Annotated in this window: 17 protein-coding genes; 15 read left to right on the top strand and 2 right to left on the bottom strand. The window is 71.6% G+C overall.

What is annotated here, in order from left to right; all coding sequences use genetic code 11:
* The 5 genes from AC0VYM_RS01380 to AC0VYM_RS01360 are packed head-to-tail and all read left to right on the top strand — an operon-like array spanning position 1 to position 5,703.
* Entirely contained in the window at positions 1-273 is a 273-nt protein-coding gene (locus AC0VYM_RS01380; RefSeq protein WP_475458039.1) for a hypothetical protein, read from the top strand.
* A 3-nt stretch (positions 274-276) separates the two neighbouring features.
* Positions 277-1,842 carry a phage portal protein gene (locus tag AC0VYM_RS01375; protein ID WP_475458037.1) on the top strand — a complete coding sequence of 522 codons (1,566 nt, stop codon included), beginning with the start codon at positions 277-279 and terminating at the stop codon, positions 1,840-1,842.
* 27 nt (positions 1,843-1,869) lie between these two features.
* Positions 1,870-5,205 carry a phage minor capsid protein gene (locus AC0VYM_RS01370; protein WP_475458035.1) on the top strand — a complete coding sequence of 1,112 codons (3,336 nt, stop codon included), beginning with the start codon at positions 1,870-1,872 and terminating at the stop codon, positions 5,203-5,205.
* 13 nt (positions 5,206-5,218) lie between these two features.
* Positions 5,219-5,416: an Rmf/CrpP fold protein gene (locus AC0VYM_RS01365; RefSeq protein WP_475458033.1), complete on the top strand. Its 198-nt coding sequence runs from the start codon at positions 5,219-5,221 to the stop codon at positions 5,414-5,416.
* A gap of 2 nt (positions 5,417-5,418) precedes the next feature.
* A complete protein-coding gene (locus AC0VYM_RS01360; RefSeq protein ID WP_475458031.1) occupies positions 5,419-5,703 on the top strand; it encodes a hypothetical protein in 285 nt (94 codons plus the stop codon).
* A 1-nt stretch (position 5,704) separates the two neighbouring features.
* Here AC0VYM_RS01360 and AC0VYM_RS01355 read toward each other — a convergent pair whose 3' ends face one another.
* Together AC0VYM_RS01355 and AC0VYM_RS01350 are read right to left on the bottom strand one after the other, a co-directional pair.
* Positions 5,705-6,466 carry a hypothetical protein gene (locus AC0VYM_RS01355; RefSeq protein WP_475458029.1) on the bottom strand — a complete coding sequence of 254 codons (762 nt, stop codon included), beginning with the start codon at positions 6,464-6,466 and terminating at the stop codon, positions 5,705-5,707.
* A 68-nt stretch (positions 6,467-6,534) separates the two neighbouring features.
* On the bottom strand, positions 6,535-7,179 hold the full coding sequence (locus AC0VYM_RS01350; protein WP_475458027.1) for a hypothetical protein: 645 nt from the start codon (positions 7,177-7,179) through the stop codon (positions 6,535-6,537).
* 164 nt (positions 7,180-7,343) lie between these two features.
* Here AC0VYM_RS01350 and AC0VYM_RS01345 point away from each other — a divergent pair, with 164 nt between their 5' ends.
* The 10 genes from AC0VYM_RS01345 to AC0VYM_RS01300 are packed head-to-tail and all read left to right on the top strand — an operon-like array spanning position 7,344 to position 12,095.
* Positions 7,344-7,964, top strand: a complete 621-nt coding sequence (locus AC0VYM_RS01345) for a hypothetical protein (protein WP_475458026.1) — start codon at positions 7,344-7,346, stop codon at positions 7,962-7,964.
* 12 nt (positions 7,965-7,976) lie between these two features.
* The gene (locus tag AC0VYM_RS01340; RefSeq protein ID WP_475458024.1) at positions 7,977-8,972 is read left to right on the top strand and encodes a major capsid protein; all 996 of its coding nucleotides are present in this window, start codon (positions 7,977-7,979) and stop codon (positions 8,970-8,972) included.
* A gap of 2 nt (positions 8,973-8,974) precedes the next feature.
* A complete protein-coding gene (locus tag AC0VYM_RS01335; RefSeq protein WP_475458022.1) occupies positions 8,975-9,367 on the top strand; it encodes a hypothetical protein in 393 nt (130 codons plus the stop codon).
* A 12-nt stretch (positions 9,368-9,379) separates the two neighbouring features.
* Positions 9,380-9,613, top strand: coding sequence for a hypothetical protein (locus AC0VYM_RS01330; RefSeq protein WP_475458019.1), 234 nt, complete (start codon positions 9,380-9,382; stop codon positions 9,611-9,613).
* A complete protein-coding gene (locus AC0VYM_RS01325) occupies positions 9,610-10,008 on the top strand; it encodes a head-tail connector protein (RefSeq protein ID WP_475458017.1) in 399 nt (132 codons plus the stop codon). The genes AC0VYM_RS01330 and AC0VYM_RS01325 overlap by 4 nt, the downstream gene beginning before the upstream one ends.
* A gap of 4 nt (positions 10,009-10,012) precedes the next feature.
* The gene (locus tag AC0VYM_RS01320; protein WP_475458015.1) at positions 10,013-10,336 is read left to right on the top strand and encodes a hypothetical protein; all 324 of its coding nucleotides are present in this window, start codon (positions 10,013-10,015) and stop codon (positions 10,334-10,336) included.
* A gap of 5 nt (positions 10,337-10,341) precedes the next feature.
* On the top strand, positions 10,342-10,689 hold the full coding sequence (locus AC0VYM_RS01315) for a hypothetical protein (RefSeq protein ID WP_475458013.1): 348 nt from the start codon (positions 10,342-10,344) through the stop codon (positions 10,687-10,689).
* Positions 10,690-10,691: 2 nt separating this feature from the next.
* On the top strand, positions 10,692-11,138 hold the full coding sequence (locus AC0VYM_RS01310) for a minor capsid protein (RefSeq protein WP_475458011.1): 447 nt from the start codon (positions 10,692-10,694) through the stop codon (positions 11,136-11,138).
* Positions 11,139-11,151: 13 nt separating this feature from the next.
* Positions 11,152-11,598, top strand: coding sequence for a phage tail tube protein (locus tag AC0VYM_RS01305; RefSeq protein ID WP_475458009.1), 447 nt, complete (start codon positions 11,152-11,154; stop codon positions 11,596-11,598).
* Positions 11,595-12,095, top strand: coding sequence for a hypothetical protein (locus AC0VYM_RS01300; protein WP_475458007.1), 501 nt, complete (start codon positions 11,595-11,597; stop codon positions 12,093-12,095). The genes AC0VYM_RS01305 and AC0VYM_RS01300 overlap by 4 nt, the downstream gene beginning before the upstream one ends.
* The last annotated feature ends 203 nt before the right edge of the window (positions 12,096-12,298 follow it).

Below are 12,298 nucleotides of genomic sequence, written 5' to 3'. Positions count from 1 at the left end.
GTGTCCGCCGCCTACGTCGTCCGGGAACGCACCCTTCCAGCCCACATCCGACCCCACGCCCCGGTGGTGTACGACGTCACCGAGTCGCACGCCACCCGCGCCGTGTACTACGGGGTGCACACCTGTCCCGACCGGGCCTCCCGGCACGCCGACCGGCTCAACCGCCAGGCCGACGCCGACGCACGGTCCGCTGACCGGGCCGACGCCGACGCACGGTCCGCTGACCGGGCCCGCATCCTCGCGCGGCACGCCCGCCAGACCGTCAGGGGGTGAGTGATGCCGCTCCCCGCCCCTGACAGCCCGTGGCCGCCGCCCCAGCTCGCCGCCGTGTACGACGGGATGGTCGAGGCCGACGTCTGGTACGAGGGCGACACGGCCCGGCTCGCGGACTACTACGGCACCCGCGCCACCCGGGAGCATGACCGTCCCTCGGTCGCGTCTCGGCTGTGGTCCGAGGGTCGGTCCCTCGACGAACATGAGCGGCGCGTGCACGTCCCGCTCGCCGGGGATATCGCGGGCACCTCGGCAGACCTGCTGTTCGCTGAGGCGCCCCGGGTCACCGTCGAGGCCGACCCCGGCGCCGCGACTGGCACCCGCTCGACCCTCACCCGCACACAGGACCGCCTTGACGAACTGGTCGAGGACGGCGGCGTTCACATGCGCCTGTTGGAGGCCGCCGAGTTGGCCGCCGCGCTCGGGGACGGGTACCTGTCCCTGGCGTGGGATGCCGACCTGGTGTCCCGGCCGATCCTGGTTCCCCGCGCTGGTGACTGCGCGGTCCCGACGTTCCGGCACGGCCGGTTGGTCGAAGTCACGTTCTGGCGGGAGTTGGAGGACACCGGCGCGTCCGTGCTGCGGCTGCTGGAGCGGCACGCCGTGGAGGCCGGGGCCGGGCTGATCGAGTACGGGCTCTACCGGGGCACCCCGCACAACCTCGGCGCCCGGGTGCCGTTCTCCGAGCACGACGACGCCGCATACCTCGACGCGCTCACCGGCGGGACCGGACTCCAGCCGACCCGCATCCCGTACCTGACCGCGACCCACATTCCCAACATCCGCCCACACCGCCGGTTGCGCGGCGCGCACGGCAGAAGTGACTTCGCCGCCCCCGTGTACGGGCTGTTCGACGCCGCAGACCGCACCATGACGTCGTGGCTCCGCGACATCCGTCTCGCCGCCGCCCGCGTGTTCGTCCCACCCGAGTACCTCACCGACCTCGGCCCCGGGCAAGGGTCCGAGTTCAACGCGTCCACCGAGATTTTCCAGCGGCTCAACATGCCGCCCGGTGTCTCCGACGGCGGACTCACGATGGCCCAGTTCGACATCCGGGTCGAGGAACACCGGTCGTCGCTGGAGTCCTTCACCCGGCAGGCCGTCCACTCGTGCGGGTACAGCCCGCAGACCTTCGGGCACGACGGCGACACCGCCGTCACCGCGACCGAGGTTGCCGCCCGGGAGCGCCGGTCGATGACCACCCGGGGCCGCAAGTGGATGTACTGGAAACCGGCCCTGCGCCGCATCCTGCAAGCCATGCTCGCCCTTGACGCCGTCGTCTTCCAATCCGGGGTTGAAGCGGTGATGCCCGCTGTGGAGATCGCACCGGCGGTCGCGGACGACCCCGAAGCGCAGGCCCGCACCCTCCAGCTGCTCGACGCCGCCGGGGCTATCAGCACGTGGCTGAAGGTCAAGCGGCAGCATCCGGAGTGGGAAGAGGCCGAGGTCTCCGAGGAAGTCGACCGGATCAGGTCGGACCGCACCACCGACGCCGACCCGTGGATGTCCGCCGCCGAGGGCTACGCGGGCAACCAGCTCGACGACCAGGACGGCGCCGACGCCGAGTAGGTCGAGGGGGTGCTCACCGTGCCCGGTGTGGACCCCGACGACATCGAGGACATCGTCGCCGCCGTAGGAGCGATCTACCGTGAGGCCGAGGTCGCTCTCGTCGAGCAGATCACCCGGCACGTCATCCGCCACCCGGGGGCGCCGACGGCGTCCGCCGGGGAGGCCCGCCTCGACGCCATCGGAGAGCTCCGCCGCGCCGTCGAGGCGATCCAGGCCGGGACCATCGTCCGGGGGGCGCGAGCGATCCGTGAGGGCCTGGCCGCCGCGTGGCAGGCCGGGGACCGGGCCGCCCTCTCTGACATCCCACAGACGTGGTTCGCGGCGTCGGGGATCGGGGACCGCGCCGAGGCCGCCCGCGTCGAGGTGCCCCAGTCCGGCGCCATCGAGGCGCTGGCGACGGCCCTTGTGCGGGACGTGGGCGCCGTCGCCGCGAACATCCTCCGCGACAGCCTCGACGCGTACCGGTCGGCTGTGGCCGGTGGTACCGCCCGGATGCTCGCGGCCGGGCAGACCCGCCGACAGGCCACCCAAGCCGTGTGGTCGGGGTTGGTGCGCCAGGGGATCACCGGGTTCACCGACCGTGCCGGGCGCCGGTGGCGGCTCCACTCCTATGCCGAGATGGCCATGCGCACCGCCTCAACCCGCGCGGCTGTGCAGGGCCAGGACGACCGGCTCTCCGCCCTCGGCGTCGACCTGGTATACATCAGCGCCCACGCCCAGGAATGCGGGCTGTGCCGCCCGTGGGAGGGCCGTGTACTCCACAGGGTGTCGGGCCCGGCCGGGCCGGTGCAGGTGCAGCACGCCATCCGTGACGGCGTCATGGTCACGGTGGACGTGGCCGGGACCGTGGCCGCCGCCCGCGCCGCCGGGATGTGGCACCCCAACTGTCGGCACAGCATGTCGGCGTACCTGCCGGGCGTCACCCGCATCCCCACTCCCGCACCCGAGCCCGAGCAGTACGAAGCCCGCATGAAACAGCGCCACATGGAGCGGCGCATCCGTGAGGCGAAGCTCGACCGGGTCACCGCGGCTTGGTCTCCGGAGCTTCGGCGGGCCGCTGACCGGCGGGTTCGTGACCGGCAGGCCGCTCTACGCGCCCATCTCGACGAACACCGCTACCTCAAACGACTTCGCTACCGGGAGCAGGCCGGGGCAGGCTCCCAGCCGCCCGAGTCCCGCGAGGATGACGCCATCGGACCGATCGGACCCGACACACAGGCCACCGTCGACGGGACCGTCGAGCAGGTCCGCCGCCGCTACGACGACGACCAGGCCGACGACGGCCGCGACGACCAGGTCGAGGGTCAGCTCAACTTCGACCAGGCCGCCGCCGACGCCGAGCGGGAACGGCAGGAAGCGGAGCGGCGCGCGGCCGAGGCCGCCGAGGAGGCACGCCGAGCAGCCGAGGAGGCCGAACGCGCGCGCCGCCTGGTGGCGTCCGACGACACCCGCCAGCGGATCAACCGCGTGTACGAGACGCTCCCCACCACCACCGAGGAGTGGGCGGGCACCCTGCCCACCGAGGAATACCGGCTGATCGACGACCTCATCGCGTCACGGCTGGCCGCGCATCAGCGCGCCCTGTACGAATTCGCCGTGCTGGATGACGAGATCGAAGAGGAGTTCAGGCGCAAGCGCACCCCGCACGCCCGCCGAGCCCAGATCCGCGAGGAACGGCTCTCCGGTAAAAAGGGATCGCTCCGACGTGCGAAGGCCTCGCTCGACCGGTGGATCAACGCCCGAAACGCCCACGGCCGTGGGGAGACCGAAGTTGACCCCGGCCACACCGACGCCGAGCTTTTCGACATCCGAACCCGCACGACCTACCCGACCGACACCAACGGCAAGAGGATGCCGACCGAGGAGCTGTACGCCCACCTCGACGACGTGCTCGACGTCGGAGAGCACATACTCACGGACGCCGACCGGATCATCGAGGCCGACACCGAGCACGCCGACGCGGTCAAGGTCCGCGCCGAGGCACGGCGCGTCATCGACGCCGAGGGCGAAACCGAGGAGAACCGACAGGCGTACTGGGATGCCCACCAGGCCGTGGTACGCCGGGAATCGGAGATCACCCGCGACGTGGTGGCGTCAGTCGTCGACCTCGGCGGACACCGCCAACGGATCGGGACCGTAGCCGAGGCCGCGCCCGCAAACTGGAAGGAGCAACTCCGAACGGCCGAACGCTACTACCCCACCGAGTGGCTCAAGATGGCGGACGCGGGCGGACCGCTCGACGTCGTCCACGACGACCGGGCGTACTACTTACAGGGTGCCGGTGACCGGGCCGACCGGATGGCGTTCAACGACCGCCGTAGCGCCTACGTGGGCACGTTCCAGTCCGGCTCACACGAGACGACCTTGCACGAGCAGGGCCACCGAATGGAGCAGCACGTACCCGGTCTGACCTTCCTTGAGTTCGCTCTCACCCGCCGCCGGTCCACCACGGACAGCGGCGACCTGGAAGAGCTGCGCCGGATCAAGGACATCCCCGGGTACGGGCACTACAACGAACGCGAAGTGTCTTACCCCGACGAGTGGGCCAACCCCTACACCGGGAAGTCCTACTCAGAGGGCAGCGCGGACCCTGCCCGGATGCCGTGGGAGCTGTTCCAGACCGCTGTACAGGACGTGTGGGGGCGCGGCCACCGCAAGTACACCAACCGTGACGGCCGCGCGTTCGTCCTCGGCGCGCTGGTCACTCTCCAGCGTCGGGAGCCCGTCGAGCTGCTCGACCCGCCCGTCGAGTCCCTGTCCGACGACCAACTCGCGGAACGGCTCGCCCGCGCTTTCGCCCTCGACGACGTCGACCAGGCCGAGCGCCTGGAAGCCGAGATCGAACGGCGGGCCGACGCTGAGCGGGCCCGTGAGGAGGCGGCCGGGCGTCGCCGTGAGGCTGCTCGCCTACGCCGCCAGGAGCGGGAAGAAGCCCAGTACGCCGAGATCGCACGGCTTGTCGAGGAGGGGGGATACGACTGGGAGTCCGCAGCCGCCGAGGTCCTCGGGATCACCCTGGAAGCCGTCAGACGGCAGGAGTACACTCGCACGCACCGCGTCGGCGCCGACGACCGGCGGGACTTCCGCACCATCGCGCGGGAGCAGTACCGGGACTACGTCGAGCGGCAGGTCGTGGCGGCCGAGCAGGCGACCCGTGGGTACCTGCTCACATCCGAGGCACAGGCGCGCGGTGTAGACCCCGCGACCTTGTTCTCGGGGCCGCGTGCCCGCGCGGAGCGGTGGGCGTCCGAGGAACTGAAACGCTGGTGGGACGCGAACGGGAGACTCACGTTCGCGGAGTTCGTCGAGTCCATCGAGCAGGGCCGCCGCACCGGGGACGCCGGGCGGGACTACAACAGGTGAGGAGGTAGCCGCTGTGGGGATCGCAGTCGACATGATGCGTGCCAAGCAGGCGGGGCAGACCGCCGCCCGCGCCGGTCTGCCCCGGGGGTCGTGCCCCCACTCCCCCGACCCCGACGGGGACCCGCGTGAACGGGCCCTGTTCGGGCTCTGGATGGCCGGGTACCGGTCCGTGACCCCGACCCCCATCACCTACGACACCGAGGAGGCGTGACCGTGGCTGAGTGGACTGTGCGCGCGCGTGGCGCTGACCGGTGGGTGACGTGGGACGGGTCGACCTGGTCGGCTGACCCGGTCACCGCCCGGGAGGTCGGTCTCCTACTGACCGGCCCGGCGCTGCTCACCCCGACCGGCCCGGTGTACGAACCCGCCGGGCCGGGGCCCGACCCCGTGGCGGTGTTCCTCAACGCCGTGTCATTGATCCCGCACCCGGTACACGTCGAGGGGGAGCCCCCGGCCGTGCCGGACGCTCCCCCTGTACCCGACGACGCGGTCGCCTGACCTACTCGGGCAGGCTCACCGACTCGACGTCGACGACGCGCGTCCCGGACTCCGAGTCCACGACCAGCATGGGGAACCGGGCGCGCTGCGACCGGATGTGAGCCGTGTCGGGAGTCACCACCCACATGTGCAGGGACCGCACGGGCCCCCTGTGCGTCCCGGCCCGGTCGGTCCACTCGACCAGCGTGCCCGGGGTGAGACCGGTGACCGCGCGCGCCTCAGCACCGGTACGTCGGGCCAGGTGAGCCCACCCGAGGTCTGTCACCCGGTACTTACCACTGGGCGTGTGCTCGATGAGGCCCGCACGCTCCGCCGCGTCCTTGGTCCGGGCTTTGCCCCTCACGGTGCCGCTGCCCGCGTCGTCGAGCAGGTCCCAGGTGCGGGGCGAGAGCTTGGGGACTGGGCTTGTGGAGACCGTCCCCGGCGCGGGCCGGTCTTCGCCATCCTGTGCGCGCTCGAAGTCGCGCACGGCGTCGAGCATCCGGTCGGCAAACTCCTGCTCGGCGGTCTTGCGTGGCCGTCCGCCGCCGGTGCCCTGTCCGGGCATCCCGGTCCGCCAACGGTCCCACTCGGGGAGCCGTGACTCGGCCCAGCCGAGGACGTCACCGATGATCACGTCGGGCATGGGAACCGGATGCGCGGAGCCGGGCCGGTAGCGCTTGAGCCAGGTCGTAATGGTCGCGGTCTTCACGCCGAGGTGCTGCGCGACACCGGCCGTGCCAACGTAGTACGGGGTGCCCTTGTAGAGGTCTGCGGTCGCCATGGTCGTCATTCTCTCGTCTCCAGACATGAGGGGGCGCCCCGGGCGGGTGCCCGGGGCGTAGGGGTTGGTCAGCCAGCCAGCAGGGCGGCACGCACCCGCTCACCGAACGTGGTGAGCGTGGTGTCCTTGATGTCGATGGTCAGACCACGGTCTAGGGCGCCCTTACGGGTCTGGTAGTGCCAGGACCCGGCGCCACCGTCGAGGACCAGCTCGCGGACGCGCGGGGACATCCGGAGCGCTCCGAGGTCGATCTCCTCGACCGGCTCCTCGGTCTCCTGCTCGGCCTGGTCGGCGTCGGCCTCCCAGGGGAGGTCACCGCAGCAGGCGACCCACACGAAGTCCCCGTCAAGCTCCTCGGGGGCGTATCCCTCGTCCACGAAGTCGCCCATGAAGTCCGCCACGATGCCGCGCCGGTCGGTCGAGCGGATGACCACCGGGGTCGTGCCGTAGCGCTTGCGGTCGCGGTCGAGGTCGGAGCAGTCAGCGGCGTGCACGCGGATGTCGCCCCGGCCGGTGTTGATCACGGCGAACTCGCGCGCCTCGACGACCTCCTCGACCGCGTCGCGGTCCGCCTCGGCGGCGACCTCGGCGGCGGCGCGCTCGATCTCGGCGCGCTGCTCGGCCTCGACGTCCGCGATGGCTCCGAGGAGGGTGCCCTCGGTCGGCAGGAACTCGGTGGCGTCGAACAGTCCGGGCTGGGTGATGGCGGTCATGTCGTCTCCCTAGAAACTTTGACTGGCGTGCAGTCAAAGTATGCGATCCCATAAACCTTGTCAACTCACCACTCAAAGTTTTTCGGCCTCGGCAACCGCCGGGGCCTTCTCCATGCCCGCGACCAGGCGTCCGGGCCCCACCAACCGCCCAGGAGGCGACCCGCATGGACAACCCCGCTCACGGCGGCCCGCAAACCCCCGCTGACCAGGGCGAAAACGCCCCCCAGACGGAACCGCGGCCTTCCACAAACGCCCCTGAGCAGCAGGAACAGGCGCCTCTGGGGCCCGACGGTCAGCCGTGGGACGCCGACCGTGCCGCGCGCCTGGTCGCGAACCTTCGCGCGGAACTCGCGGAACTCAAGCAGAAGAACGGAAACGGCCAGCCGGGGCAGGGACAGGAGCCCACCCCACAGCCGCCCGACCCCGACGCCGGGCAGGCCCCGGCCGACGACGACACCGCCGACCGTCTCCGCGCCGCACAGACCGAACTGTCCGTCTTCCGCGCCGCCGCCCAGCACGGCGCCGACCCGACCCGCCTCACCGACTCCCGGTCCTTCATGGACCGCGTCGCCCGCCTCGACCCGTCCGCCGACGGCTACACGAAGCGGCTCGGTGAAGCCATCAAGTCGGCCCTGACCGATCACCCGCACTACGCCACCGGCCAGGAGCCGGGCGGCACCTCCCCGCGTGGCGGGTCCGACGGCACCGGCAGGCCCGGTGTCGGCCAGACCCCCGCTTCCCTGTCCGACGCTCTCGCCGCCCACTACAGCGGCACCACCCGATAGGAGGGACGCCCCATGGCTCCCGTGACTCTGGCCGAGGCCAAGCTCAACACGACCGATCACATTGACTTGATGGTGATCGACGAATTCCGGAAGTCCAGCTTCCTGCTCGACTCGCTGACCTTCGACGACGCCGTCAACCCCGCCGGGGGCGGGGCGACCCTCACGTACACGTACACCCGTCTGGCCACCGAACGGCCCGCGAGCTTCCGCCCCTACAACACCGAGTACGAAGACGCCAAGGCGACCAGGTCGCGGGTGTCCGTCGACCTGGCACCGCTCGGCGGTAGCTTCTCCGTCGACCGGGTACTCGGCAACCTCGGCCCCGCCGCGTCCGCTGAGGTGGCCTTCCAGATGGCCCAGGTCATCAAGTCCACCCGCGCTTTCTTCTCCGACCAGGTCATCAATGGCCAGCGGACCGGCACCGGCGAGAGTGTGACCGGGTTCGACGGTCTCGACCAGGCGCTCACCGGGTCCTCCACGGAGCACCGGCCCGACCAGGTGACCGACTGGTCGAGCTTCGCGTCGGACGTCGACGCCCGCCAGGCGCTCGACGACGTCGACGAGTGGCTGAGCCTGCTCGACGACACCCCCGGCGCGATCATGGGCAACCAGCGCACCATCGCCCGTCTGCGGTCGATGGCGCGCGCCGCCGGGTACTACAGCCGGTCCGAAGACGCGTTCGGAAGGACCGTCGAGTCCTACGCGGGCATCCCCTTCCGGGACCTCGGCGCGAAGGGCGGCACCAACGACCCCGTGGTCAGCATCAGCGACCGGACGGTCGGCGGCGACCCGTCGACCGGCCTCAGCGACCTCTACGCCGTGAGGTTCGGCCTCGACGGGTTCCACGCCGTCACCACCGCCGGAGGCAGCATCGTCCGCCAGTGGGCGCCGGACTTCACGACCAGCGGCGCCGTCAAGCGCGGTGAGGTCGAACTCGGGCCCGTGGCGGTCGCGCTGAAGGCCACCAAGGCGGCGAGTGTCTTCCGGAACATCAAGGTGGCCGCGTAGCCATGGGGTTCCTTCACTACCGGGACGCCAGCGGCGACCTGGTCGAGGTCGGCCCCGAGACCCCGCTCCCCACCACCGCCAGCGGCGCGGGCGGGGGCGGGGTGTCCACCGTCAACGGGGTCACCCCCGACGAGTCGGGCGACGTCGCCCTCGACGCCCCGACGGTCGGCGCCGCCCCGGCCACCCACACCCACGACGCGGCCGACATCACCGCCGGGACCCTGGCCGCCGCCCGAGTCCCGAACCTGCCCGCGTCGAAGATCACCAGCGGCGTACTCGCCCCGGGGCGGCTTCCCGCCGCTGCGGCTGTGCCCGACGCCACCGACGACCCCGCCGCCACCGTGAACGCCTTGCTGGCGTCTCTGCGGGCGGCTGGCTACCTCGCAACCGAGTAGGAGAACCCGACCATGCCCACTTTCGAGCGCGTCGTCGACGGCCTGGTCGTCGAGCGCCGCCACGTCCCGTACCGGTCCCGGGACCTGTCCACGCTGGAGAAGTCGCCCGCGTGGGCGAAGGTCTCCGAGTCCTACGCCCCCGCCGCCTCGGACCGGCCGTCGCCGTCGGTCGAGGAGCAGCGGACCGCGCGCGCCGAGGCAGCGAAGACCGCCCGCACCAAGGCGACGAAGACCGGGGACGGGTGACCGTGCGCAGGTACGCCACGGTCGAGGACCTGGTCGCCTACCTCGGGCGGGGGAGTGCCCCGCCCGAGGACGCCGAGCAGCTGCTCGCGGACGCCAGCGAAGACGTCGACCGGATGCTCTTGTCGGTCCGGTACGCGGTGGACGCGGCCGGGATGCCGACCGACCCGGGCGTCGTCGAGGCTCTCACTCGCGCCACCTGTGCGCAGGCGACGTACCTCGACGACGTCGGGGACCGCACCGGCGCCGGTCAGCAGTGGTCGAGCGCCAGCCTCGGGGGCGCCTCCTACACCCGGGCGGGCGGCGCCGCCGGGGGTTCCTCGGCGGGGTTCGGGCCGCGTGCGGTCCGCGCTCTCCAGTCCGCCGGGCTCACCGGCCTACCGACCGGGCGGGGGTGACCCCGTGGCCGACATCCCCGGCGTCTTCCTACGCCACCGGGTGACCGTCGAGCCTCACCTCGGCGCCGGGGCCTACGGAGATGTCTACGGGCCGCCCGTGGTGCTCCGCGCCCAAGTCGAGGAGAAGCGCCGCCAAGTCCGCGACAAGACCGGCGCCGAGACGGTGTCCGAGGCGACCGTGCGCGGCCGTCTGGCCACCGCCGACCACTACCCGCCCGGGTCCCGGGTGACCCTGCCGACCGGGCGCATCACGTGGGTGATCAGCACCCGCCGCCATGACGACCAGTCGCTCGGCGGCTGGCAGCACACGGAGGTGACCCTCGCATGATGCGCGTGCGCGTGAAGACGAAGATCAGCACCGGCCGCGTCGGGGGGAAGGTCCACGCGGCCGAGGCGCGCGGGCTCGGCAAGGCCGCCGAGCATCTCCTCGGGCAGTCCCGCCAGCGGGCGCCCATCGAGGAGGGATCCCTCGAACGGTCCGGGACGGCGAGCGTCGATCCGGCCGCGCTGACCGCCGCCGTGTCCTACGACACCGTGTACGCCGCCCGCCAGCACGAGGAACTCACGTGGCGTCACGACCCCGGCCGCACCGCGAAGTACCTCGAAACGCCGTTCACCGAGGAGCACGACACCATGGTCGCCCTAGTCGCGGCCGAGGTCCGCCGGGAACTCGGGGGGTGACCGTGTCCCTGCTCGACGGACTCGCCGCGTGGCTGGCCGAGGAGGAGCGGGGCCTCGGCCTGGTCTACCGGCCCGACGGCCTGTACCAGCCCGACGACGTCGGGATCACCGTCGACGTCCTCCCCGACTCCCCGACACAGGTCGTCGCCCTCACCGGGTACGGGGCCGGACCCGAACCCGACTCCTTGCAGGCGGGCGCCGACGAACACCGGGTGCAGATCCGCGCCCGGGGCACCAGCGACCCGCGTGTGAGCCGGGGCAGGCTCGCCGCCATCTACGACGCTCTCCAGGGCCTCGACGCCGTCGAGCTACCCGGAGGGATTCACGTGGTGCTCGCGGTCGCCCTCCAGGCGGACCCGACCCCGATCGGCGTCGACCAGTCGCGCCGCCACGAACACGTACAGAACTACCGAGTGATCATCGACGCGCCGACGGCGCACCGACAGTAAGGAGGGATCGACCATGCCCAAGGTGGCAGCGCGGTCCTGGATTTTCGAGGTCTCCGACGGGGAGGCCACACCGACGTGGCTCGAAATCGAGGGGGTGACCGAGTGGGAGTCCGACCCCAGCGAGGGTGAGGAGGAAGTCGACATCACCGACTTCAACTCGGACGGTGAGGCGGAGAGCCTGCCCATGCAGCGCGGCGAGTCTCTGTCCATCACGGGTCTGCGCGACATGGTCGCCGGGGAGCAGGCGCCCGGACAGGCCCGCGTGGAGCAGCTGGCGAAGCTGAAGGTCTACGACGGCGTCACCGGCGTCCGCTGGCGGCACGTCACCGAAACGTCGTGGCGGGTGTGGGACGCGTGGGTGTCCCTCGGCTCCCGGGGCGGCGGCAACAACGACATGACCAGCTTCGAGGCCAGCATCCGCCGGACCGGTCCCGAGCAGGTCGAGGCGGTGGCCCCGTGACCGAGTACGACGATCAGGTCGACGACCTCGACCAGGACCACGCCGACAGCGCCGAGGCGCCCGACGGGTTCGGGAGCTTCGACGACTACCGGGAGAGCCGGGCGCGCACCCGCTCGGCCGAGGTGGTCACGACCGTGATCCTCGGTCAGGAGGTGACCCTCCCCGAGGTGCTGCCCATCGGGTTTGAGATGCGTATGCACCGGCTCGGGTCTCCTGACACCACCGCCGAGCAGGCGGTAGAGCTGCTCTTCGAGCTGGTCGCCATGCTCTACGGCGACGACGCGCTCGACGACTGGAAGGACGATCTCGGGGACGACGAACTTCAGATTCTCTTGGTGTGGGGGATGGCTAACACCAGGTCGCCCTACTCGATGACCTTCGAGGAGGCCGCCGAGGCGGTCAGGGCCACCGAGGGAAAAGCCCGGAAGGTCGCGGCCCAGCGGCGGCCCGCGACCCGCTCGCAGAAGCGCAGCAAGCGCGGTTCTTCAAGGCGCTGAGTCTGCGGTGGGGGCTGCTGCTCTCCGACTTCGAGCGGGAGTACCGCATACCGCCCGAGGCGGTCGACGCCATGCCGTGGCCCGACTTCATGAGGCGTTTGACCGGCCTTTCCGAACACGCCCGGTGGCCCGCCGCGTACCGGGACACCCCGGTCGACGCCGACAGCCCGGCCGCCATCGCGGCCGTGACCGGCCGCTACCTC

It is taken from the genome of Nocardiopsis sp. iso_237 (assembly GCF_056173345.1).
The sequence above is the reverse complement of the archived record's forward strand: the minus strand, read 5'-3'. Positions and strand labels throughout refer to the sequence as shown.